Here is a 21573-nt window from a genome sequence, read left to right as displayed (position 1 = left end):
ATGACCGTTCGACCTGATGCAAGCCGAGATCTACTCGGCGTCAGCCGATTTCCGTTCCCGTTTCCGCGTGACCAATATCGTTACAGCACGAACGTGGAACCGTCGGGCACACCCATTGCCACCGCCGCCGGGAGCTGGGGCGACAAGCGCGTGGTTGTGGACGACCACTATCGAAACGAGTTGAACGAAAGACGGCTCGTACTCGACAGAGACCCATCTCGATATCAGTGTCTGGAACACATGGAACCCGCTGCCTGGGATTGCATGATGACGGTCATGCGAGATCTTGCGGTCGAGTACCCGGAGGTCATGTCTCTCACCCGCGAAGGCGACGGCTGGCGCTGGTGCAACGAGATGCTCGGAATCGATCAGTTCTTCGTCTACGCGGATCGATCGACACTGCCTGCCGATCCGTTGTTGTTCCTGTGCAGCCAGATTCAGGAAGATGTTGTCCTGCTGGATCAGCGGGAAGGGCAATTGTGGGGTGACGCAGGTGTGGTGACATTCGCGGCAGATTGGTCATTCGGATTCGACGTGGGCATGAGCTTTCTGCAGATTCACGGCCCGGTCCCTCGCATACACAGCGAGAACGTCGCCACCCGTGCACACGAATTTCTGCTGAGGTTGCAGCCGGGCCAGAGTTACAGACGAACCAACTGGACGTTGACGGTGGACGGGAAGTTGGATACATCCACCGAGGTGTATCCGGAATGGGGCAGAGACCGCAGAACGCTCGCAGATGGCCCCTTGGCCGAGGTCGGAGATCGCCTGTTCCTTCGCACCGAAGTGCAGCATCTGGTGCGGCTGCCGAACTCCAACGCGATCATGTTTCTCATTCGCACCTATCTGCTGTCTTTTCGCGATCTCGCAACCGTCCCGGAGTGGGCGCAGCGAACCCACGCGGTGTTGGAAGACCTCCCTCTGGACATGGCCGAATACAAGGGGATCACACGGACACGGGGACCGGGTATGAGCTGGCTGCGTTCCTACGGTGGGGTCTCGCTCTGACCTGCAGGAAATTTGATCTCGGCCATGAGGACTTCGGCTGGGCCCTCGAGTTCGATTGCTGCGCAGTCGATTATCAATGAGTCTCCACTCCTGGCCAATCTGTCGCGGCCTTCGACTGTGCCGCGTACGACGTAGACGACCGTGATCGTATCGGGCTCGGTGACCGCCCCGGCCTCGTTGATGGTTCTGCGTCGCACCTCGGCACAGGCAACTCGGCTGTCGGCCATCACATTGAAGGCTTCGGTCTCACCCTCGGCGACGCACCGGGGGGAATGCGAGCCGTCGAACGGGAATGGGCGCAAAGGCTCGACATCGGTTGTCAAGCCATCCAATTCGAGGCGAACGCCCTGTGCCCCGACGATTGTGAACACTCGATGCGTGTTCTGGAATGCCGAGAACTCGCTCAGCCCGGCGGGAATCTGGGCGACGCTCAGCCGCCACAGGAGAGTGGGCCCGGTGCAGGCTGCAATTTCGGAGGTCACGCCGCCGCCGTTGTGCCACGGTACTCGGTGCAGATCGGCGCGGCGGACGAGTCTGACGTTCGAGGTCTGCATCGAATCTCTCCTGAATGATGTTGTTGTCGCGCTGGACTCGGGTGACCCGAGGTTTACAAACAATTCACGCAAGGCTCCGTTCCCGAAACATCAATGCCGTTCACTATCAGTGTACTTGAAGTATCGAGAGTGGATCAGCTTGGTGCCCTCCTCGATCGCGACTGAAAAGGTGGTTCACATGAACGAAGCCATTGCTGCTGCCGATACGGCGTGGATACTGGCAGCATTCACCGCTGTGTCGTTGATGGTGCCGGGGCTGGCGCTGTTCTACGGCGGAATGGTCAGTGTCCGTAGCACTTTGAATATGGCGATGATGACCTTCGGCGCATTCGCCGTGGTCGGTATCCTCTGGATCGTGTTCGGGTACTCAGCGGTGCTTGGTAACTCGCTCGGTGGTTTTGGATTGCTCGGCGACCCCCTCGAATTCCTGGGCTCGAGTGCGCTGCTCGATGCACCCGCCGAACCCGGACTGCCGGCCGCCTTGGTGTCGGGCTTCCAACTGTTGTTCGCAGGAATTACCGTCGCGCTGATTTCCGGTGCTGTCGCAGACCGTATGAAATTCGGTGCCTGGATGGTGTTCGCCGGACTGTGGGCAACGCTGGTCTACTTCCCGGTCGCGCACTGGGTGTTCGCATTCGATTCCGAAGACGGCACGGTCGTGGGTGGGTGGATCGCCAACAAGCTCGGCGCGATCGACTTCGCCGGCGGTACCGCCGTCCACATCAATGCAGGAATCGCGGCACTCGCTCTGGTGCTCGTCCTCGGCCGACGCACATCGTTCACCAACCCGCCTCGTCCGCACAGCCTTCCGCTGACCATGCTCGGCTCGGGAATCCTGCTGTTCGGCTGGTTCGGCTTCAACGGTGGATCCGCCCTCTCGGCCGGAAACAGTGCGTCGGTAGTCATTTTGAACACGGTCGCAGCAGCATGTGCGGGCATCGTCTCCTGGTTGGCGGTGGAAAAACTGCGGGAAGGGCACGCCACGTCCCTCGGCGGCTCGTCCGGTTTGATCGCAGCCCTCGTCGCCATCACGCCGGCGTGCGGAGCGGTGTCGCCGATCGGTGCCCTCGTTGTCGGTGCGGCCGCCGGTGGGGTGTGTTGTGTGGCAGTGTCACTGAAGTACCGGCTCGGGTTCGATGATGCCCTGGACGTGGTCGGGGTGCACATGGTCGGCGGTGTGCTGGGAACGTTGCTCGTCGGACTTCTGGCCGTTCCGGCAGCGCCCAATGCTGCGACCGGACTCCTCTCCGGCGGAGGGCTCGACCTGTTGTGGCGTCAGGCACTTGCAGTGCTCGTGGTGCTGACGTACAGCTTCGTCGTCACCTGGCTGATCGCGAAGGTCTTGTCGAAGACCGTCGGAATCCGCGTCGAACGCGACGTCGAACAGGCCGGCTTGGACGTGGCAGTACACGGTGAAACTGCATACGTCTTCGATGCACCCGGACCGACGAGTCGCGTTGTGAAGCCGATCAGTGCTGTTGCGGGCGCCGAAGCGATCGTGCAATCGACACCGTCCGAGCACGAACCGTCCTGACACCCGGCAAGTCGCAGCGCCCTGGGGTACCTGTCACTCCTCGTGGTGGTCGGGGTACGCAGTGATGGCAAGGAATTTGATCGGTAGGCGGACCAGGTCATGTGGTCCATGCAAACCCTCGCCATCGAGCAGCAGTGAATCCCCAGGGCGCAGAGTGTATTCAGATTCTCCGTGGCCGTAGACCATCACGCCTTCGAGCATGTAGAGAATCTCGGTTCCGGCGTGTTGGAAGAGTGGGAATACCTCGCTGGCATCGGTGAGCGTCACCAGAACGGGCTCGAGTCGCTTGTGTTGACCTCTCAACGCGCCCAGAAGCTCGTAGTGATGGCCTATCCGAGTGCCGCGTCCGACGATGACTGCACCGTGCCCGGCCTCGACGTACACCGCCTCGCGCGCTGAATCCGCTCCGCGAAACAGTGACGTCACCGGGACGTCCAGTCCGGCGGCCAATCGAGCGAGTGTATTGAGACTGCACGAAGTCTGGGCGTTTTCGATCTTCGACAACATTGCCTTGGAGATGCCGACGCGATCCGCCATGTCACCCAAGGACAGCCCAGTCGAACGACGCAGTGTACGAACTTGTTTGGCAATCACCCTTTCGAGATCAGGTCCGGTCGGGGTGTCCCCGGGTACCTCCCGTTCGACGGGCGCAGGGTCGCCGGTATCCCGGTGAGTGGTGATGGCATCGGAGGACGTCATGTACCGAGCGTATCCGAGTCGTTAACTGTCAGTGGACTGAGTGCCCGTACTTCGTGCGGGTCGACAATATCCATGGGTGTGCAGCGCAGGTGGCGGGAACCAAAGTCGACAACATTGGCAGTGAACGGGCTGCAGCAGTGGCGATCGCGAAAATGGCGTAATCAGGACATGACCGACTACAACGACATGATCATCGACGAATTTCGCACCAACGGCGGGCAAGTGTCCACAGCGGGCTTCGGTAGCTCGCTCGTGGTTCTGCACACGATTGGTACCAAAGTGGTGCAGTGCGGTTGAACCCGCTCGTGGCCGTAAGCGAGGACAACAGCTGGCTCGTGGTCGGCTCCGACGCTGGGTCCGCGAAGGATCCAGCGCGGGTACGCAATCTGCGTGCGCATCCGGCGATCGACATCGAGGTGTGCGGGGACGAGGGAGTCCAAACCTGTGCAGTGCACGCCACCGAGATTGCGGGGGGGCGAGTGGGACCGGCTGTGGCCGAAGCTTCTCGACGCCTCGAACAACTTTGCGCTGTACACCGACACGGCCGAAGGCAGGCTGTTCCCGATGTTTCGCCTGACCTCTATTGCACGGTAGTTAGGCCGCGCGGGAGCCAAAGCAACTCACCTTCCGAACCACCGCGTAGACGGCTCAATCGGACTGTGCGGCGGGGATGTTCGTGCCCCGCCGAACGGTCTGGAGGTCGGTGCCGTATTGCGTAAGCAGTTTCCCGCGGCTTTCGACGGCTCTGTCGACGAGGGTGTCGTAGTCGGTTCCGACCAACTTGCCGGACCACTTGCGGGCGACGCCGTCGACGAAGACGGTATCGACGTTCGACGGCCCGGCGAAGTTGACGACCGTTCCGAGGATCGAGCCGTAGGGCTTGGTGCTTACCTGGTCGAGATCGAGCACGACGATGTCGGCTTTCTTTCCCGGGGTCAGGGTTCCTATTCGGTCGGCCATGCCGGCGTTGATCGAGCCGCCGACGGTGGCAGCTCTCAATGCGTCGCGTGCGCCGTAGCGCGGTGGTACGTCTGTCTCGTCGTCGAATGCTGCCTGGAAGGACAGTCCTCGTTGAACGGTTTGCAGCACACGCATTTCGGTGAAGAGGTCGTAGCCGTAGTTCAGTTCGTTGTCGGAGCTGATGCCGACTTGAATTCCGCGCCGGTCGGCCTCGAGGATGGGGATGAAGCCACCGAATCCGTAGTGACTGTCGGAGCGGGGCACCATGTTTATCGCAGCGCCACTGTCCGAGATTCGGTCCCACTGGCCACTGCTCAGGTTCGAGCAATGGTTGTAAGTGTGCCCGGGACGCATCAGGCCGGTTGCTAGGAGTGCGTCGAGATCGGGAATCCAGTCGCCCATTTCGGCAACGACGTCGAAGTCGTTGTCAGCGGCGAACTTCCAGCTTTTTGGGGTTGGTGCAGTGTCGAACATGCGGAGTGTGAGCAGTTGATCCGTCGATGCGAAGTATCGGTCGCGCAAACGGAACAGGTCGTCGGGCAGCTGAGTGCCGCCGGGTCCGGCGGTGGGGGTGCCTGCTGCGTGTACGGCGCGGATTCCGGCCTGGTGCAGTGCAGTGATGGCGGCGTCGGAGTGTTCGGGCGACCGTGAATTGTGACTGTTGTCGATGATGGTGGTGACGCCGCCGTTGAGGGCTTGCGCCGCCGTGATGCGCTGACCTGCCGCGATATCGTCCGGTGTCATGAACGGGGCGATGCCGTTGTGTGTGATGGCCATGTATCGATCGAAGTCGGCATCGGGGGCGATGCCGCGCAGCGCGCCCTCCCATGCATGTACGTGGGAGTCGATCAGACCGGGTATGACGATCGCGCCTGCTACGTCGACGACAATGGTGTCCGGGCTGCACTTGTCCACGAGTCCGATCCCCACCTCGGCTATGCGGCCGCCGACGACGAGGACGTCGCCTCGGAATTCGCCGAGCTGGTCGTCCATGGTCACCACATGGCCGTTGCTGAGTAGCAGGTGGCGGCGGGGATCGGGTATGGACTGCTGCGCCGACGAGTCGCTTCGTTGTGTGACGGACAAGGAGTTCTCCTCCAATCGGTCTGGGTGGGGCACCGCCGCGTGATGGTCGGTTTCGAGGCTCCAGCCTAATCTGAACCAGAGGGCTGGGTCTCGTGCGACCGAGGCAAGTCGGCCCCTCCGAGGATGGACCGATCGTGAACGGCGAATCGCGAAAGCGATTGTTGCGTAACCCATTCTTTTGGATCAACCATTCGTAACCCCTGTCGAGATCGAAGCAGTCCTCTGCGCTCTTGTGCGGCAGGAGGGCAGCCCGGCAGCGCGAACCCGACGGGCACAGCGACGATCCCGGGCCGAGTTGCGGCCCGGGATCTTGGGTCGAGCTAACGCGTCGCGAGTTCGTAGATCAGTAGTCCGGAGAGCGAGAGGATGGAGAGGAAACCGAGACCTCCGATGATGTTCTTCCACCACGTGTTGCGGAGATCGCCCATCAGTTCGCGGTTGTTGCTCATGACGTATAGCAGGAAGCCGAGGAACGGCGCGATCAGCACGGTCAATGCTTGGGCGATAATGATCAACTGCACAGGCGATTTGGTGAATATCAACGTGATGGCCAGCCCCCAGGCGAGGATGCACGCGCTGGTGCGCTTCGCAGTCATTGTGCTCGGTGATGGGCCCTTGCCGAGTGCATCCGAGAGCATCGTGCCGCCGGCGGTGGCGTTGGCGACCATGGCCGAGAAGGCGGCACCGGATAGGCCGAGGGCAAAGATGGTCGATCCGACGGGTCCGGCGATGGGCTCGAAGATTTTGGCGAGGCCGACGAGAGTCTGCGCTTCTGCATTCTGTCGACCGAGCACGGCCGCGGCGACGATGATCACCAGAGACGTCATGATTCCGGGAGCGATGATTCCGGGGATGGTGTCTGCGATGGTCGTCTGCTTGTACTGCGCACGGGTGCGGCCGCGTTCGTGGGTGCCGTACGAGGTGAAGAAGGCGGCGTTGAGCGAGAAGTTGGTGCCCACCAAGGCCACGACGAGCAGCGCTCCACCGGGCGGGATGCTGGGAACGACACCGCTGACTGCTTCGTACCAATCGGGCTTGGAGATGACGGCACTGACGATGAACGTGGCGCCGAGGAGTCCGACGATGACCAACAGGACGCGCTCGACGGTACGATAGACGTTGCGGAACAACAAAATCAGGCCGACGAAGGCGGTACATACTGCCGACCAGATCAGTGGTGATCCGCCGAATACCATCGACAGTCCGAGGCCGGAGCCGACGGCGTTACCGACCGAGAAGCACAGCGTGATGATGAAGACGCCGAATCCCGCAGCGACGCCGACCTTCTGGCCGAGGACGTCTTTGACGGAGCCGATCATCGATTTCGGGGTGCGGATGCCGAGCCGGACGCTCATGTCTGCAAAGACCAGCATGAACACTGTCGAGAGCACGATGACCCAGATCAGGCTGTAGCTGTACTTGCTGCCGGCTTCGACGGCGCTGGCGAGGTTGCCGGGCCCGAATTGCCATGCACCGGCGATGAATGCGGGCCCGGCCATTGCGATGGTGCTCAGGAAGGCTTTCCACTTGCCTGAGCCGGGTGCGGGGGTTTGCGAAGTTCGCACGGCTGCGGACGGTACCACCGGTGTTGCGTGGTGCTGACTCATTGCGAGCCCTTTCTCGAAGCACTTTTCGAGCCGGCGACGTGGCGCACGTCTGCTGTCGGCCTGATGTGACATGGGGCGAATACGTGGGGTGGATCTGATGCAGAGCTCGGCAGTCCAACCGAACGGACTCGACCCGGTCCGCGTGTGCGGTGATGCATGCCGAAGAGAAGGTGGTGCTCGGTGCCCTTCCGGGCCGTAGCGGCTCCAACGGAAGGGCACCGAGGGTAGGGAGCGACCGTCGACCGGGTCAGACCAGCGCAGGTACTACCGAGCCGAGGTTCGCGGAATCGAGTGCCGCTGCGATCTCCTCGTGGGCACCGGCCGCGAGCGGGAGCAAGGGTGAACGCACGGTGGCGTGTTCGAGGATGCCGCGGTGCACGAGGCCTTCCTTGAGGGCGACGGTGCCTTCCATGTGGGATCCGCGGTGATAGACGTTCGCGGTGACGGGCAGCAGACGGTCGTGGATGGCGCGCGCTGCCGGGTAGTCCTTGGCCTTGCCTGCCGCGATGAGCTCGACGAGCGGCTCGGGTGCGAGGCCGCCGTAACCGACGAGCAGACCGTCGACGTCGAACATGGTGTGCAGCAGGTATTCGTCGTGGCAGCTGAGGATCTGCAGTTCGGGATTCTCCTTGCGCAGAACCGGGATCTCGCGGTCCCAACGACGCATGTTGCGAACGCCGTTCTTGGTGGCGAAAACGCCTTCCTGAGCGGCGATTTCGAGCTGGGTGTCGAGATTGTACGTCGCCTTGGTGACATCGGGGTACTGGAACAGGATCAGCGGCAGGCCCGAGCCTTCGTACAGCGCCTTGTAGCGGTCCTGCGGTGCGCCGTCCTGGTAGCCGAACCGGAGCCATCCGTGCGAGGGGTAGACCAGACCGGCGGATGCGCCGGCGTCGACTGCACGCTTGGCTTCCTCGACCGATACGGCGGTGCCTTCACCGGTGATGCCGGCGACGATCGGGAGCTTGCCGTCCACCGAATCCCGGAACGCACCGATGACCTTGGCCTGCTCGGCCTGAGTGAGGAACGTGCCCTCGCCTGCATGGCCGAGGACGACCAGGCTCTTGACCCCGTCGACACTTCCGAGCCAGGACCCGAGGCGCTGGATCGCGTCGTAGTCCACCTCGCCGTCACGAGTGAACGGCGTGATCGGTGCTGGGCTGAGTCCGCGGAGATCGAGTGAGTTCATGGTGTCGTCCTTGTCGAGCAGTTGGTTGGGAACGTTGTCGGGAACGTTTGCACAACGCTAAACCCAGTAGCTCGGATGTGTCAACCATCACTTTGTAGGACCTGAGTGGCGAGGCTCGCACAGTGGACACGAGCAGCGTGTAAGCCCTGATGCAAACGTTCCTGGGATGTTTGCATGTGCAATCAGCTGCTGGTCTGTAAGTTCGGTCCTGTCATGCGAGCAGACCGATAGCCAGGAGGTGTCGATGCGTCCCACCCGAACCGGGCTCTCGACGGAACGCCCAGACGTCGTCACGCTCCGTGACGTCGCCAAGGCGGCGGGCGTCAGTGTGTCGACGGTCAGTCGCGTGCTCGACGACCGCGTCGCCCCATCCCGGTCCGCGACGGCCGTCCGGGTGCGAGAGATTGCCGAGCAGCTGGGCTATCGGCGCAACACTTTCGCGTCCAACCTCAGACGCGGTGCCACGGCGACGATCGGGGTTTTGGTTCCGCGTCTGTCCGACACCGTCATGGCCCTGATGTTCGAGGCGATCGATCGGGCCGCGGGCAAGGACGGCTACCACTCCATCGTCGCGACCAGTGGCGACGATCCCACCGACGAGTGGAACGCCGCGCAGTCCCTACTCGAACGCAATGTCGACGGCGTCGTTCTCGCCACCAGCCGAACCGACGACCCTCTACCGAACCATTTGCGCGACAACGGCATTCCGCACGTTCTCGTCCTACGAACCGATGGCAAGAGTCCGTCGTCCATCGGCGACGACGAGATCGGCGGGTACCTGGCAGTACGACACCTCATCGACTTGGGCCACACCGACATCGCGGTTCTGACCGGCCCGCTGTTCACCTCCAGCGCCGTCGGACGGCTCACCGGTGCCCGACGGGCTCTCGACGAGGCAGGCGTGTCACCGAGGTCGGCGTGGACGGTGGAAACCGGGTACGGAATCGAAGCGGGCGCGCTCGCAGGACACGCATTGTTCGACGCCACAGACCGTCCCACCGCTGTCTTCGCGGCCAACGACAATTTGGCCCTCGGAGTGCTGTCCGCAGCTCACCGCCACAATTTGGCCGTCGGTGTGGACCTGTCACTCGTCGGATACAACGACATTCCACTCGCCCAGTTGCTGCCGGTGCCGTTGACGTCGGTGCGGACCGCGTTCGATCAGATCGCCGGCACCGCAATGGATCTGTTGATCAATGGAGCCGACGACTCGATGGCCGTGCACAAGGCGCTGCCCACCCTGATTCCCAGGCAATCGTCGAGCAGAGCAACCCGCTGAACCGTGGACTGGACGGTCTGAGCGTGGTCGACATCCTGGCCAGGAACCTGGCGTCCAGGTGCGTACGCAGTGCACCGGCGTAGTTCGATCGATTGCATTCATCGAATACGTGGCGGTGCCGGACGTGGCGCGCATCCCGTACCGGCGAGGGAGCGGCACTTCGTTCGAGAGACTGTGGAGCGCAACGACGACACGATCGTGCCCTTCGGACAGCATTTCGACTCGGTCGGTCCCCTTTCACACCCGCGAATTCGGGGCCCGTTCATCGTCGAAACCAATTCAGAGTTGCTCCTCAAACTGTGTCGTGATGTTCCACAGAATTCGCAGCCTCGGTATCCGACTGTCTTCTTCGCGCAGATTTATTCCGAGAAGAATATCTCGCTGACAACGTTTGCGTAAGCGGAGGTAGTTGAGATTTAGTTGGGTCCTACGAAAGATCCGCAGTGAGACGAACGTACGCGTCATCACTCGATGGCTACGTTCGTTGTAAGTGAAGGGAATTGCATGTCCGAGTACACCTTGCCCGACCTTGATTTCGATTACTCCGCCCTCGAGCCGCACATCTCGGGCGAGATCAACGAGCTTCACTATTCCAAGCACCACGCCACCTATGTCGCAGGCGCCAACACCGCGGTCGAAAAGCTCGCCGCAGCGCGTGACAACGACGATCATGCAGCCATTTTCCTGCTGGAGAAGAACCTCGCGTTCCACCTCGGTGGCCACGTCAACCACTCCATCTGGTGGAAGAACCTCTCGCCCAACGGTGGCGACAAGCCCGAGGGTGAGCTCGCTGCCGCGATCGACGACCAGTTCGGTTCGTTCGACAAGTTCCGCGCACAGTTCACCGCTGCCGCCAACGGCCTGCAGGGCTCCGGCTGGGCAGTTCTGGGCTACGACTCGCTCGGCAAGAAGCTGCTCACCTTCCAGCTCTACGATCAGCAGGCCAACGTGCCTCTGGGCATCATCCCGCTGCTTCAGGTCGACATGTGGGAGCACGCCTTCTACCTGCAGTACAAGAACGTCAAGGCCGATTACGTGAAGGCGTTCTGGAACGTCGTCAACTGGGCCGACGTCCAGGCTCGTTTCGAGGCCGCTACCTCCAAGACTCCCGGTCTGATCTTCCCGTAACCGGAAGAGATTGCCGGACGTCGCGCAATCGCAGACAGGGCCACCGCAACGGATGCGGTGGCCCTGTCTGGTTTCGAAGTCATGCCCCGTCGGCTGCAGGTATCGGCTGGATCGAGGTGCGGCCGTGGTCGGGCGAGTCGCAAACTATACCTTTCGAAAGGTATAGTTACGACATGCTGAAGACCGACGCGCGAAGGTGGGCCCTGCTGGCGGCAGTGTCTGCGGGCCTGTTGCTGATCACACTCGACAACTCGATCCTCTACACCGCGTTGCCAACCCTGACTGCGGATCTGGGTGCCTCCAGCTCCGAAAGCCTGTGGATCATCAACGCCTATCCGCTCGTCGTGGCGGGTCTACTGCTTGGATCCGGCACACTCGGTGATCGAATTGGTCATCGGCGAATGTTCCTGATCGGACTCGTCGTATTCGGAATAGCCTCCTCGGTGGCGGCTTTGTCGACGACGACGGAAGTATTGATCGGCGCGCGTGCTTTGCTCGGCGTCGGAGCGGCGACGATGATGCCTGCGACGCTGGCGTTGATTCGCGTCACCTTCGACGACGAACGTGAACGTAACTTCGCAATCGCTGTGTGGGGGAGCGTCGCCATCGTCGGCGGTGCCCTCGGGCCGATCCTTGGTGGACTGCTGCTCGAGTACTTTTGGTGGGGATCGGTATTTCTGGTCAATGTCCCGGTGGTAGTCGTTGCGCTGGTTGCGACGGTTGTCGTTGCGCCGCAGAATGATCCGAATCCGGCGGTAAGGTGGGACTTTCTGTCGTCAGTGTTCGCGCTGGTGGGGCTTTCGGGGCTGGTGTATACCATCAAGGAGGTAGCCGCTGTGGCACCGTCCTGGTCGGTTGTACTGGTGTTCGCGGTCGTGGCGGTCGGCGCGTTATCGCTGTTCGCCAGGCGACAGGGCAGGTTGACGCAACCATTGCTGGATTTTTCGATCTTTCGCAACTCGGCGTTCGCCGCCGGACTTCTTGCGGCTGCGATGTCGATGTTCGTCATAGCCGGAATCCAGCTCGTCACCAGCCAGCGTTACCAGCTGGTCGTCGGATTTTCGCCCTTCGAAGCCGGTCTACTCGTCGCGGCCATTGCCCTCGGATCATTCCCGACAGGGTTGATCGGTGGCGCGGTACTGCATCGCGTCGGGTTGCTACCGCTCGTGGTCGGTGGACTCGCGGTGGCACTTGCGGGTGTCGTCGTAGTGATCTTCGGTGTGAACATCGGCCTCTGGGCCATGATCACCGGGTTCGTCGTGATCGGGGCCGGTCTGGGATCGGCGATGTCTGTGGCTTCCACGGCCGTCATCGGGAACGTGCCGCCGAGGCGCGCCGGGATGGCTTCGTCAGTGGAAGAGGTGTCCTACGAGTTCGGCAGCCTCGCCGCCGTTGCGACGTTGGGAAGCATTGTGACCGCACTGTATTCGGCGTGGGTTCAGTTGCCGCCCGATACTCCTGCCGGAGCGGGCGACAGTATCGCTGCGGCGATCGATCTGGCAGGCGACCACAACCCGGCGTTGTTCGACGCCGCAGCGAACGCCTACGACAGCGCTTATGTCATGGTCATGGTCGTGATCGCCGGGGTACTGACGGTCGGTACGGTGGCGACGGGCATCCTGTTGCGCCGCTTCGGTCCCGGATCGTCGGCATCCATGTACCAGAATCACTGAAATTGATGTGACCAGGAGGCCAAGTGCGAGAGAGCAAGCGGACCGAGATTCTCGACGCGGCAGCGCGCGTCGTGCAGCGAGTCGGCGTCTCGTCGGTAACGTTCGATTCGGTCGCCGAGGAGTCCGGTCTCACCAAAGGTGGTCTGATGTACCACTTCCCGACGCGGGAGAGCCTGATCGCGGCCATTCATCAACATCTCGCGGGGCAATGGGAGGCCGAGATGATCGCGGTAGCGGGTAAGTCCGCGTCGGAGGCCACGGAGGCCGAACGACTGCGGGCCTACGTACGTCTCGGGACTCATAGTGCTCAACGGGCCGAACTGTTGTTCATGCTCGAGGGTGCGACGGACGAAAATTTGATGGCCCTGTGGAACGGGGTCTATCGCCGCTGGACCCCTCCCGTTCCCTCTGTATCGAGCACCGACCGGGAGGTTGCCGAGTTCGTAGCGCGATTGGCCTCGGATGGGCTGTGGATGTACGAATCGTTGACGGCAGAGACACTCGACCCCGCGCTTCGTCTTAGGGTCACGAAGTACATCGAGAACTCGGTACTTCCGGAAGCTTGATTCGGGCGAGTGTGTACATGATCCCCGGCGAGGCGAAACCGACGCTCGAGAATCCGTAGTCTGTCCAACTACAGAGGTCCGTCACCGAAGGTCATTCTGAGCAGAATCGCGGTGGTGTGCTCGACCTCATCGGTGGTGAGGCTGGCCTCGTCGCGTGCGGCTGCTGCCAGACCGTCGGCTGCCCGAGTCACGACGAGAATCCTGTCGAGATGGAGTCCATCTTCCTGGAACTGTTCGCGCCATCGTCTGGCGTCGGCGTCGAGTATGGCCCGCACTTCCGGCATCAACGACAAGATGCCCCACTGACTTTCAGTCATCGTGGTCGCCGATAAGTCACGCGCGTGGGTGCTGATCGTCCGCACATACGCGCGGAGCAATTTTCCAGGCGCGTTCTCCGACAAGTCGACGTTGCGGACTACGTCCTCCCGGAACTGTCGCAGGAAGTCTTCGGCCAGCGCCTTGATCAAAATCTCCTTGGTCGAAAAATGATGTAGCACTCCGCCTTTGGACACTCCGGATGCTTCGGCGATGGCCGCGATGGTGACTGCGGAACCATGTGCGAGCAAAGCCCGTGCAGCCCCCGTCAGAACGGCGTCCTTCGTACGTGCAGCGTTACGCGTCTGGGGTTCTTTCATCACGAACAACATTCTACGACACTTGCTGAACCAACCATTTAGCTTGTTGTAAGAACCGATAAGACTGTATTCTTGTTGAGCGCGCCGGAACGGCTAGATCGAGAGCGCTTATGCGCAGCGGAACAGTGCAGCTGAGCCCGAGGTGAAGTCATGAAGCAGAGAGAGTCGATCGTGGTCTGCGTGGTGTACGGGGAGCATGGTGTGCGTCTGTTCGATCGTGCAGCGGGCCTCGCGCAGAAGCTCGACGCAGTGCTGACCTTGGTCGTCCTCGACCCCCGGTCCGAGGACTTCGACGGTGATCGTCTGCTCGACATCCCCCTATTCGAAGAACTCGTCGAACGTGCGGGAGGAATCCTGCACCACGTCCGTCGACCGGTTGAAGAGCTCGTCCCGGTGCTCACCGAGATCGGCAGCCGAGTCAACGCAACCCAGATCGTCATGGCCCAACGCGCAGAGTCCATGTGGAGCATGATGTTCGAGTCGACGTTCGTCGAATCTTTGCTTCGCGCAGTCCCTTCGGCCGATCTGCATCTGGTCTCCGAGGCCAACGCCCGCGACGATGACGAATGGGACTACGAGCCCGCCGTTCATGCCTATCTGGCACCTCGCAATATGGACGACGCCGTCATTCGATTCGGCGACGCTCCGCCAGGCGCGCTCGAAGGATTGTTCTGCCGCCGGAGCGACACCGATTTCACTACCGGAATATTCGTGCTGCACCAAGAGGGGCAAGTGCACGGACTTCCCGTCCAGGGCGGCCACATCGACCTGGATACGATGCCTTTTCATTGGCCCTCGGCCTGACCGATATCCAGGGCCGCCGCAGTCGCACATAGCTCGTAGATCTCGGAGTCGGGCGGACGCCGATCAGTCAAATCTGACCGATATCCAAGACTCACTGACACGAGGCTGACACATCTAGATGCAAGTTTAGTCATGGGGTGAGCGTTGACACACAAACAGCCTGCGCACCAATGGATTGCGATGCCCGGGGAGGGTTGACAGCCAACGTTGTTGCTGAGACCTATCGCCGAATCGACAACCCGGCGAGGCGTGGGTTCAGTACTCGAATGTCCAGGCTTCACTGATCGAAATTTCGATGCTTCCAATCCAGGCACCGTCCTGGCGGACGTGGCAGATGAGCCAGCGACCGGCGACAACCCACGCGAACATTCGACAATTGCCGAGCTCGTGCATTCACATAGCCGGACACTCGAGTACCGTGAATCTGGCGGACGTGGCGCGCAACGGTTCATCCGTCCACCGGGGCTCTACCGGTGTCGCGCTCGCGGGCGCTGGTGGGTCGGGCGGACCTCGAATCGTTTGTGCGGATCTTCGTGGTCGTCAGCTGTAGTCGCCGATTGGACTGTCCTTACGCCTTTCAAGAGCGTTTCTGTGTCTGCTCGATGCGCTGTCGTTGCCGGATCCCGTAGGCGGCGTCGGTGACGGCGGTGTCGTCCTCGAGTCCCGAACCGAGTGCACCGCCGATGGTGGCGATCGATGCCAGTAGCCAGGCGAGCGTGAGGTAGTCGGAGAAGCTGACCGCATGTCCGAGCGTGCTGGACAGCAGCGGAGGGGGTAACGCGATCGATGCGGTGAGCAGAAGCAACCCGAACAAGGCGACGTGGAGAACGAGGACACCGATGACCAGGGTGACGACGGTGGCGGTGTTGTACAGCACGGACCGCTCGCGCGCGTCCGGCGACGTCGGCCGCTCCCACAACTGGTGATCGAGGACCAGCCACAGAACCATGGCCGTGATCGACAGCAACGTTGCTGCGCTCATGCGCCACGGGCCCATCGTGTCGGCGAACAGCCAGATCGTGTTCGTCGCCAAGGCGAACGCACCGGTGGCGAATGCGCCGACGAGAACTTTCGATAGCCCGGTGACCAGTCGCCACGGCCGGTTCGCACGCACCATCCCCGACAGCAACCGCAGCCGTCGCAGACCCCGGGGAGCGAAATATCGCGTACCGCTGTCGATCTGCTGGGAGGGAAATCGCCGCTGCGCACCGGCCGGCGCGAGTGTCGGTTCACCGAGGACGAACGCGATCGCGAGTTCGGCGACGGCACGCACCCGGTCCTCGATGCGAATCCCGCCGACGGCGGCGATGGAGACGAGCGCGAACAGATGTGCGGCGCTGACGTCGGCGACCACCGGCACGGTGTCGTCGCGCCGCGGTAGATCAGTGAGGTAGACGACGACATCGTCGTTCTCCGAGGACGGTTCGACTGCGTCGATGGCGTCTGCGAAGTTGGCCTGCTCATCGGAGAGGTACGGCTCGCTGCGCACGGACACAGTCCATCGGCGCTCGTTGCGGTCTCGGTGTCGCAGGCGTTCCGGCAGCTTTTTTGCGAGCTTGTGAGCGAGAGCAGTGGGTTTGCCGGGGTCGGCGATCAGCAGGACCGAGACCGCCTCTGCAATTTCAGGTGGTCCTGCTCGTGGCCCTTGATCGTGTTCGTTCGCCGACATCGTGTGAGCGTACGCGCGTCTACCGGCTGAGGGTGCGGAACTGCAGCAGGCGGCACACAGAGCCCGCGGGACACTGTCGTGTCCATGAATTCGATTGTTGCTGAAAGGGATTGGAGACGGTATCGGCGCATCCGGTATCGACTGGATATCTACGCGCAGCGCGGCTTACAGGTCATCTTGATGCCACACCACCGCCACAGACCCGTCCGCGTCAGATACGAGATGCGGGCGGCGTCGAGAATCGACAGGTACCGCCCATTCGTCGTGTGCATCAGCATGTCGAGGTCGCCCGGCAGAACCCGAAATGTCGCGTCGATCGAATCCAAGACGAGCGCCGGCTCGCGGGAGCGCGGCACCGGGATCATCGCCCGCACCCATCGCAGCGCCATCAGCACCTCGATCTCCCGTCGTCTTCGCTCACCCAGACTCTCGATGTCGTGTTCATCGCGGAGGACATGGACCGACGGCGACAGGGTCAACAAGGCGCGTGAGAGGTGCGACCGGTCTGCACGGCGCGCAAGTGCACTGGCGAGTCAGGGCATGCCGCGTTGGGCTCTGCGAGCGAGTCGAACGCAGACACCTTCCACTTCACTGTGTGCAACGCAGACCGCAACCTCGAACCAAGCCTTCTCGCACATTCGGTACTGGATTCAGGCAGGACTTTCTTTGCAGTGCGTAGGGACGGGATGGTGACGCGGCAAGACTTCGGTGCGTGAGAAACCTTCAGCGATTGAGGAATTCGACCACACGGGGTGCGAACTGCTCGTGGAACTGAAAGATGCCGCCGTGTCCGGAGTCGGGGTAGATGACGAGTTCGCTGCCGGCGATGCGTCGGTGCATGTCTTCGGACAGGACGCTGGGCACCATACGGTCGTTGTCTCCGTTGGCAATCAACGTCGGTTGGGTGATCTTGGACAGATCGGACGGTGCCGACCGACCGTATTTCTTGATCGCGGACAGTTGCGTGCGAAACGCCGAGATGCTGACGTCCTTGTCGCGGTTGTGGGTGCGCTCTTTCAAGCGTTCGACGAAAGCCTTGCCCGCGCGCTTGCCGGTTGCGTTGCGGTTGAAGAACAAGAACTCCTTCGGATCCGAACGGGACAGTGTTGCGCGCAGGATGTCCCAATAGGTGACGCCGGCGACCTTGTCGATGTGCTGTCCACCACGGGGTCCGGTTCCGGTGAGGACGAGTTTGCGGACGAGTTCGGGGTGCTTGACGGTGAGGTCCTGGGCGATCATTCCGCCGAGTGAGAAGGAGAAGATGTCGACGGTGTCGAATCCGAGTGCACGTATGAAGGTGTAGGCGTCGTCGGCGGCCTCCTCGATGGTGCTGGGGACCCTGCCGGAGGATGCACCGACGCCGGTGTTGTCGAAGGCTATGACGTGTCGATCCTGAGCGATGGGATCGACGATGCGCGGATCCCAGTTGTCGAGGTTCGCGGCGAGATGGACGAAGAACACGACGGGGATGCCGCCCGTCGGTCCGAGTTCTCGGTACGAGTAGGTGGTGCCGCCGGCGGTGACCGAACGGACAGGAGCGTGCGCGTAGGACCTGATGATCGAGGTGTTGTCGTTGCTCATTGGTCGTTGGCTTTCTGGTTGTGGGGGAGGGTGACGACGGTTTTGCCGCGGACGCCGCCCCGGCCGAGTGACTGCAGGGCCTCCTGCGTCTCCTCGAAGGGGTAGGTGGCTCCGACGACGGGGCGAATGGTTCCGTCGTCGACCAGTGCCGCGATACGGCGGAGCTGGTCACCATCGGAGTGCATGAACATGAACTCGTAGTCCACGCCCAGCTTTCGGGCCTCTCTGCGGATCTTCCGGCTCAGGGCTGCGATGGCAAGTCGGAGAACGGGATTGAGCGGAGCCTCGCGTGCGAAGGTCGGATCCGGAGGGCCGGTGATGCCGATGGCCTTGCCGCCGGGCTTCAATACGCGTAGAGACTTCTCGAGGTTTTCACCACCGAGACTGTCGATGACGAGGTCGAAGTCGGTGAGGAGGGTCTCGAAATCCTGGGTTCGGTAGTCGATCACGAGATCTGCACCGAGGTCCTGGAGGAAATCGGTATTCGCAGCGCTGGCGGTGGTGGCGACGGTTGCCCCCAGGTATTTCGCCAATTGGATCGCAATGGTGCCGACACCGCCGGCGCCTGCGTGGACGAGCACTTTGTGGCCGCTTCGCACGTTGCCCTTCTCGACGAGAGCCTGCCAGGCGGTGAGAGCAACGAGCGGGAGCGATGCGGCTTCGGCGGTGGTCACCGTCGTGGGGCGCAGCGCCACGTCGGTCTCCGCTACCGCGACGCGTTCGGCGAGGGTTCCGACGTGGTCGGTGCCGACCCGAGAATAGATCTCGTCGCCCGCGGCGACGCTGCGTACCTTCGCGCCGATCTTCAGGACGGTGCCGGCGACGTCGTAGCCGAGTGTGCGCGGAAGCGAATACGGCAGGATTTGCTTGAACTCGCCCATGCGGATCTTCTCGTCGAGTTGGTTGAGTCCGACGGCCTCGACGCGGACAAGGACCTCGTGATCGCCGAGGCTCGGTTCTGCGACGTCGCGCAATTCGAGGGGTTGCTTGTACTTGGTGAGAACGAACGCTTTCATGATCGACTTCCTGGTCCGATTCCGCCGTTCGCGCCGGTCACGAATACGACTGAGTTGGAGAGTGTTGGCATGCTGTGTGCGTGAGTGACTGCGCAACTATACTGACTATACTCATAACTGAGTGTAATCATAAATATTCCCGAAAGGTCGACGATGTCCAGTCCCCACCGCGAGCCCGTGAGCCGACGAGAGCGAAACAAGCAGGACAAGCTCGCCCGCATCACGGCGGCGGCGAGCGAACTGTTTCTCGAGCGCGGGGTCGACGAGGTGACCACGCAGCAGATCGCCGAGAAGGCGGACATCGGAACCGGGACGTTGTTCCTGTATGCGAAGACGAAGGGCGAACTACTGCTGCTCGTCCAGAACTCGACCTACGGTGAAGCTCTCGAGCGAGGCCGGGCGGCGGCGTCAGCCATCGAGGACACGCTCGATGCTGTGATGGCTATCGTGCGGCCCGTCGTCGAGTGCAATCGCAAGCAAGTCGACAATGGTCGAACATATCTGCGCGAGATCGTGTTCGGCGATCCGGAGGAGCCGCATCACGGTGTCGCGTTGGGGCTGATCGCGGAGACGGAGGGCGAGATCGCCTCGATTGTGACGCGAGACGGCACCGTCGATGCGCAACGCGCAGCACTGAGTGCGCACATAGTCTCTGCCATCATGTTTGTCGCGATGGCCACGACAGTCAACGCCGACAAGTCGGTCGAGGACGTGGTAGCCGAGATCGAGGCCCATGTCACTGTGCTCCTGACCTGAGCAACCCCGTCCGCGGAAATTTCGTCTGTATCGATGGACATTTAACATGTATTTACCGAGACCAGTCGCACAGCCCTGCGGACACGGCTGTGCAGGCCGCGATCCGGCGGTGACTTATCGGCGTGGATATTGTCCGTATCCACATGATCATCGTTGCCGGATACCTCACCGTGAACCCGACCGACCGCCAGCACTTTCTCGACGACTGCGCCGAGGTGGTCCGTCTCGCTCGCGCCGCCCCCGGGTGCATCGACTTCGCACTCGGGGCGGACCTCGTCGAACCAGCTCGAATCAACGTGTACGAACGCTGGACGACCGAGCAGCAGATGCACGACTTTCGCGGATCCGGTCCGGACCCCGAGCAGACCGCCGCGATCATCGCCGCCGACGTTCGCGAGTTCACGGTGCTCGACGCATAGCTCGCTCCAGCCGGCTTCGAGTCACTCGGCTACCGGACGATCCATGCTTCCGACGTCGAAGAATATGTAACTACGCCAACGCAACCAAACAACGAAAACTGCTGCAGCACATAAAATGCAGACGTCTACGTGACACTATCCGTCGTATCGGCAGTCTCCTTTAGTCGGTGGTGCGGTACTCGCCTGCAGGATTTGACGACGGTGCGGAAACTGAGGCTCGAATTGCCCGGATCTACCGTGTGGTTATCGATCATGCGGACCAATCGAGCACGTGGAGTCGGATGACCGACTCCTGGATGGCTGGGCCTTCCGAACCGCGAGGCCAGTCAGGCAGTGTCTGCTGAGTTGGGGCTTGTCAGAGGAGGATTCGTCGGAGGTCGTCGATGACGGCGTTGGCACCGGTCAGGTTGTAGCCGTCGAACCAGGGTGCTGAGTCGACTTTGTATGCCTGGTTGGCTTGTACGGCAGACAAGCTTGACCATAATGGGCTCGAGACGAGCGCCTGTTCGACTGCGGTGCCTGCATCTGCTTGGCCACCGGCACCGACGTAGTAGATGATGACGTCACCGTCGATGAGCGGAAGATTCTCTGCACTGACTGCGGTGTTGACTTTGCTGGGGTCGGCTCCGGGCACGGTGTTGGCTGTCGGGGTGATCCCTGCCCCGGAGAGAATGTCGGCGTACAGGAATGTCGTCGACGCGGTGAGGGTGTTGTACGAGCGGACGTCGCCCGATGTGTCCGACACCCGCACTACCGATAGGCGGAGTCCGTTTGGCCAGGTCTGCTCGATGTCGGATCGGAGGGCGGCGATGCGGTCGTCGAGGCCGGTGAAGTTCTGCGTGGCCTGCAGACCGAGACCGACGGAGTCGGCGACATCGATGTATTGGTCTCGCCAATAGCCGAAAGGGATGAGCACGGTGGGGGCGATGCTCGTCAGTTCGCTGTAGTTTTCCTCGCCGATCGGCTGGCGGCCGACGATCAGGTCCGGTGCAGCCAGTGCGATCGCTTCCAATTGCATGTCGCCGAGTGCGGTGACGCCGATGGACGGTAGCTCCTGCGATGCGATGCTGACGAGTGTGCGCAGGCCACCGCCCAGTGTTCCTGTCGCGACGACCGGGGCTCCGAGTTCGTCGAGTGTCTGCAATCCGACGTATGCGTCCAGGCTTACCACTCGCTTCGGGGTAGCCGGGATTTCCACTGGACCCATTGGCGTTTCGATTGTGCGAGTGAAGTTTTGTGTGTTGTCGCCGGAGTCGTCGTTCGGGGAGGAGCATCCGGCACCGAAGAGTGCGGCGATGGACAAACCAGCGGCGGCACCGAAGTGGCGGCGTGAGAGATCATCGGTGAGGACACCGTCGCCGGCGGCGTTGCGGTCGAGGATGCTCGAAGAGGTCATGCGGGTTCCTTACT

At 61.9% G+C, this 21573-nt stretch carries 22 protein-coding genes; 11 read left to right on the top strand and 11 right to left on the bottom strand.

Annotated elements, in window-relative coordinates; translation table 11 throughout:
* Entirely contained in the window at positions 1-1008 is a 1008-nt protein-coding gene (locus CH273_RS11460; RefSeq protein WP_032395653.1) for a heme-dependent oxidative N-demethylase family protein, read from the top strand.
* Here CH273_RS11460 and CH273_RS11455 read toward each other — a convergent pair.
* Positions 987-1562: a HutD/Ves family protein gene (locus CH273_RS11455; RefSeq protein WP_052049571.1), complete on the bottom strand. Its 576-nt coding sequence runs from the start codon at positions 1560-1562 to the stop codon at positions 987-989. The two genes, CH273_RS11460 and CH273_RS11455, sit on opposite strands and share 22 nt — an antisense overlap.
* A 178-nt stretch (positions 1563-1740) precedes the next feature.
* Here CH273_RS11455 and CH273_RS11450 point away from each other — a divergent pair, with 178 nt between their 5' ends.
* Entirely contained in the window at positions 1741-3096 is a 1356-nt protein-coding gene (locus CH273_RS11450; protein WP_032396205.1) for an ammonium transporter, read from the top strand.
* A gap of 33 nt (positions 3097-3129) precedes the next feature.
* On the opposite strand, the gene CH273_RS11445 is transcribed toward CH273_RS11450, so the two are convergent.
* Positions 3130-3795: a helix-turn-helix domain-containing protein gene (locus tag CH273_RS11445; RefSeq protein WP_032395652.1), complete on the bottom strand. Its 666-nt coding sequence runs from the start codon at positions 3793-3795 to the stop codon at positions 3130-3132.
* 168 nt (positions 3796-3963) lie between these two features.
* Between CH273_RS11445 and CH273_RS28155 the strand changes: the two genes are divergently transcribed.
* Together CH273_RS28155 and CH273_RS28150 are read left to right on the top strand one after the other, a co-directional pair.
* Positions 3964-4092 (top strand): hypothetical protein, encoded by a 129-nt coding sequence (locus CH273_RS28155; RefSeq protein ID WP_256991304.1) that lies wholly within the window; start codon positions 3964-3966, stop codon positions 4090-4092.
* Positions 4083-4514, top strand: a complete 432-nt coding sequence (locus tag CH273_RS28150; RefSeq protein ID WP_306436891.1) for a nitroreductase/quinone reductase family protein — start codon at positions 4083-4085, stop codon at positions 4512-4514. The genes CH273_RS28155 and CH273_RS28150 overlap by 10 nt, the downstream gene beginning before the upstream one ends.
* Here CH273_RS28150 and CH273_RS11435 read toward each other — a convergent pair.
* The 3 genes from CH273_RS11435 to CH273_RS11425 all read right to left on the bottom strand — a co-directional run bounded on the left by CH273_RS11435 (position 4444) and on the right by CH273_RS11425 (position 8637).
* On the bottom strand, positions 4444-5841 hold the full coding sequence (locus CH273_RS11435; protein ID WP_179275456.1) for an amidohydrolase family protein: 1398 nt from the start codon (positions 5839-5841) through the stop codon (positions 4444-4446). The genes CH273_RS28150 and CH273_RS11435 overlap by 71 nt on opposite strands.
* Positions 5842-6161: 320 nt before the next feature.
* Positions 6162-7340, bottom strand: a complete 1179-nt coding sequence (locus CH273_RS11430; protein ID WP_032396203.1) for an Nramp family divalent metal transporter — start codon at positions 7338-7340, stop codon at positions 6162-6164.
* A gap of 355 nt (positions 7341-7695) precedes the next feature.
* A complete protein-coding gene (locus tag CH273_RS11425) occupies positions 7696-8637 on the bottom strand; it encodes a dihydrodipicolinate synthase family protein (protein ID WP_027495540.1) in 942 nt (313 codons plus the stop codon).
* Positions 8638-8881: 244 nt separating this feature from the next.
* On the opposite strand from CH273_RS11425, the gene CH273_RS11420 reads away from it, so the two are divergent.
* From CH273_RS11420 to CH273_RS11400, 4 genes are all read left to right on the top strand, one after another.
* On the top strand, positions 8882-9916 hold the full coding sequence (locus tag CH273_RS11420; protein WP_032395651.1) for a LacI family DNA-binding transcriptional regulator: 1035 nt from the start codon (positions 8882-8884) through the stop codon (positions 9914-9916).
* Between the two features lie 504 nt (positions 9917-10420).
* Positions 10421-11044 carry a superoxide dismutase gene (locus tag CH273_RS11410; RefSeq protein WP_094637996.1) on the top strand — a complete coding sequence of 208 codons (624 nt, stop codon included), beginning with the start codon at positions 10421-10423 and terminating at the stop codon, positions 11042-11044.
* A 173-nt stretch (positions 11045-11217) separates the two neighbouring features.
* Positions 11218-12717, top strand: coding sequence for an MFS transporter (locus tag CH273_RS11405; protein WP_032394902.1), 1500 nt, complete (start codon positions 11218-11220; stop codon positions 12715-12717).
* Positions 12718-12740: 23 nt separating this feature from the next.
* On the top strand, positions 12741-13283 hold the full coding sequence (locus tag CH273_RS11400; RefSeq protein ID WP_032394901.1) for a TetR/AcrR family transcriptional regulator: 543 nt from the start codon (positions 12741-12743) through the stop codon (positions 13281-13283).
* A 68-nt stretch (positions 13284-13351) separates the two neighbouring features.
* Here CH273_RS11400 and CH273_RS11395 read toward each other — a convergent pair whose 3' ends face one another.
* Complete coding sequence (locus CH273_RS11395) at positions 13352-13918, bottom strand: TetR/AcrR family transcriptional regulator (protein WP_230596713.1); 567 nt, start codon at positions 13916-13918, stop codon at positions 13352-13354.
* A 150-nt stretch (positions 13919-14068) separates the two neighbouring features.
* Here CH273_RS11395 and CH273_RS11390 point away from each other — a divergent pair, with 150 nt between their 5' ends.
* On the top strand, positions 14069-14722 hold the full coding sequence (locus CH273_RS11390; protein WP_094637995.1) for an adenine nucleotide alpha hydrolase family protein: 654 nt from the start codon (positions 14069-14071) through the stop codon (positions 14720-14722).
* Positions 14723-15299: 577 nt separating this feature from the next.
* On the opposite strand, the gene CH273_RS11385 is transcribed toward CH273_RS11390, so the two are convergent.
* From CH273_RS11385 to CH273_RS11370, 4 genes are all read right to left on the bottom strand, one after another.
* Positions 15300-16391 (bottom strand): hypothetical protein, encoded by a 1092-nt coding sequence (locus CH273_RS11385; protein WP_032394899.1) that lies wholly within the window; start codon positions 16389-16391, stop codon positions 15300-15302.
* Positions 16392-16540: 149 nt separating this feature from the next.
* Positions 16541-16780: a thioesterase family protein gene (locus CH273_RS27360; protein WP_218829572.1), complete on the bottom strand. Its 240-nt coding sequence runs from the start codon at positions 16778-16780 to the stop codon at positions 16541-16543.
* A 334-nt stretch (positions 16781-17114) separates the two neighbouring features.
* Positions 17115-17972 carry an alpha/beta fold hydrolase gene (locus CH273_RS11375; RefSeq protein WP_032394898.1) on the bottom strand — a complete coding sequence of 286 codons (858 nt, stop codon included), beginning with the start codon at positions 17970-17972 and terminating at the stop codon, positions 17115-17117.
* On the bottom strand, positions 17969-18988 hold the full coding sequence (locus CH273_RS11370) for an NADP-dependent oxidoreductase (RefSeq protein ID WP_032394897.1): 1020 nt from the start codon (positions 18986-18988) through the stop codon (positions 17969-17971). Before CH273_RS11370 ends, CH273_RS11375 begins: the two co-directional genes overlap by 4 nt.
* Positions 18989-19141: 153 nt before the next feature.
* On the opposite strand from CH273_RS11370, the gene CH273_RS11365 reads away from it, so the two are divergent.
* A complete protein-coding gene (locus CH273_RS11365) occupies positions 19142-19744 on the top strand; it encodes a TetR/AcrR family transcriptional regulator (protein WP_032394896.1) in 603 nt (200 codons plus the stop codon).
* A 122-nt stretch (positions 19745-19866) separates the two neighbouring features.
* Complete coding sequence (locus tag CH273_RS11360) at positions 19867-20163, top strand: putative quinol monooxygenase (RefSeq protein ID WP_371828363.1); 297 nt, start codon at positions 19867-19869, stop codon at positions 20161-20163.
* Between the two features lie 355 nt (positions 20164-20518).
* On the opposite strand, the gene CH273_RS11355 is transcribed toward CH273_RS11360, so the two are convergent.
* The gene (locus CH273_RS11355; RefSeq protein ID WP_052049395.1) at positions 20519-21559 is read right to left on the bottom strand and encodes an ABC transporter substrate-binding protein; all 1041 of its coding nucleotides are present in this window, start codon (positions 21557-21559) and stop codon (positions 20519-20521) included.
* Positions 21560-21573: the final 14 nt, after the last annotated feature.

Source organism: Rhodococcus sp. 05-339-2 (genome assembly GCF_002258965.1).
In the GTDB taxonomy this organism is placed as follows: Bacteria; Actinomycetota; Actinomycetes; order Mycobacteriales; family Mycobacteriaceae; genus Rhodococcoides.
Note: the sequence above shows the minus strand (reverse complement) of the source record. Positions and strands in the feature narration are given on the sequence as shown.

Coding starts and splice junctions, on each gene's coding strand:
- CH273_RS11460 (WP_032395653.1), top strand. CDS start 1: ATGACCGTTCGACCTGATGCAAGCCGAGATCTACTCGGCGTCAGCCGA.
- CH273_RS11455 (WP_052049571.1), bottom strand. CDS start 1,562: ATGCAGACCTCGAACGTCAGACTCGTCCGCCGCGCCGATCTGCACCGA.
- CH273_RS11450 (WP_032396205.1), top strand. CDS start 1,741: ATGAACGAAGCCATTGCTGCTGCCGATACGGCGTGGATACTGGCAGCA.
- CH273_RS11445 (WP_032395652.1), bottom strand. CDS start 3,795: ATGACGTCCTCCGATGCCATCACCACTCACCGGGATACCGGCGACCCT.
- CH273_RS28155 (WP_256991304.1), top strand. CDS start 3,964: ATGACCGACTACAACGACATGATCATCGACGAATTTCGCACCAACGGC.
- CH273_RS11430 (WP_032396203.1), bottom strand. CDS start 7,340: ATGGCCGGGCCCGCATTCATCGCCGGTGCATGGCAATTCGGGCCCGGC.
- CH273_RS11425 (WP_027495540.1), bottom strand. CDS start 8,637: ATGAACTCACTCGATCTCCGCGGACTCAGCCCAGCACCGATCACGCCG.
- CH273_RS11420 (WP_032395651.1), top strand. CDS start 8,882: ATGCGTCCCACCCGAACCGGGCTCTCGACGGAACGCCCAGACGTCGTC.
- CH273_RS11410 (WP_094637996.1), top strand. CDS start 10,421: ATGTCCGAGTACACCTTGCCCGACCTTGATTTCGATTACTCCGCCCTC.
- CH273_RS11405 (WP_032394902.1), top strand. CDS start 11,218: ATGCTGAAGACCGACGCGCGAAGGTGGGCCCTGCTGGCGGCAGTGTCT.
- CH273_RS11395 (WP_230596713.1), bottom strand. CDS start 13,918: ATGAAAGAACCCCAGACGCGTAACGCTGCACGTACGAAGGACGCCGTT.
- CH273_RS11390 (WP_094637995.1), top strand. CDS start 14,069: ATGAAGCAGAGAGAGTCGATCGTGGTCTGCGTGGTGTACGGGGAGCAT.
- CH273_RS11385 (WP_032394899.1), bottom strand. CDS start 16,391: ATGTCGGCGAACGAACACGATCAAGGGCCACGAGCAGGACCACCTGAA.
- CH273_RS27360 (WP_218829572.1), bottom strand. CDS start 16,780: ATGGCGCTGCGATGGGTGCGGGCGATGATCCCGGTGCCGCGCTCCCGC.
- CH273_RS11375 (WP_032394898.1), bottom strand. CDS start 17,972: ATGAGCAACGACAACACCTCGATCATCAGGTCCTACGCGCACGCTCCT.
- CH273_RS11370 (WP_032394897.1), bottom strand. CDS start 18,988: ATGAAAGCGTTCGTTCTCACCAAGTACAAGCAACCCCTCGAATTGCGC.
- CH273_RS11365 (WP_032394896.1), top strand. CDS start 19,142: ATGTCCAGTCCCCACCGCGAGCCCGTGAGCCGACGAGAGCGAAACAAG.
- CH273_RS11355 (WP_052049395.1), bottom strand. CDS start 21,559: ATGACCTCTTCGAGCATCCTCGACCGCAACGCCGCCGGCGACGGTGTC.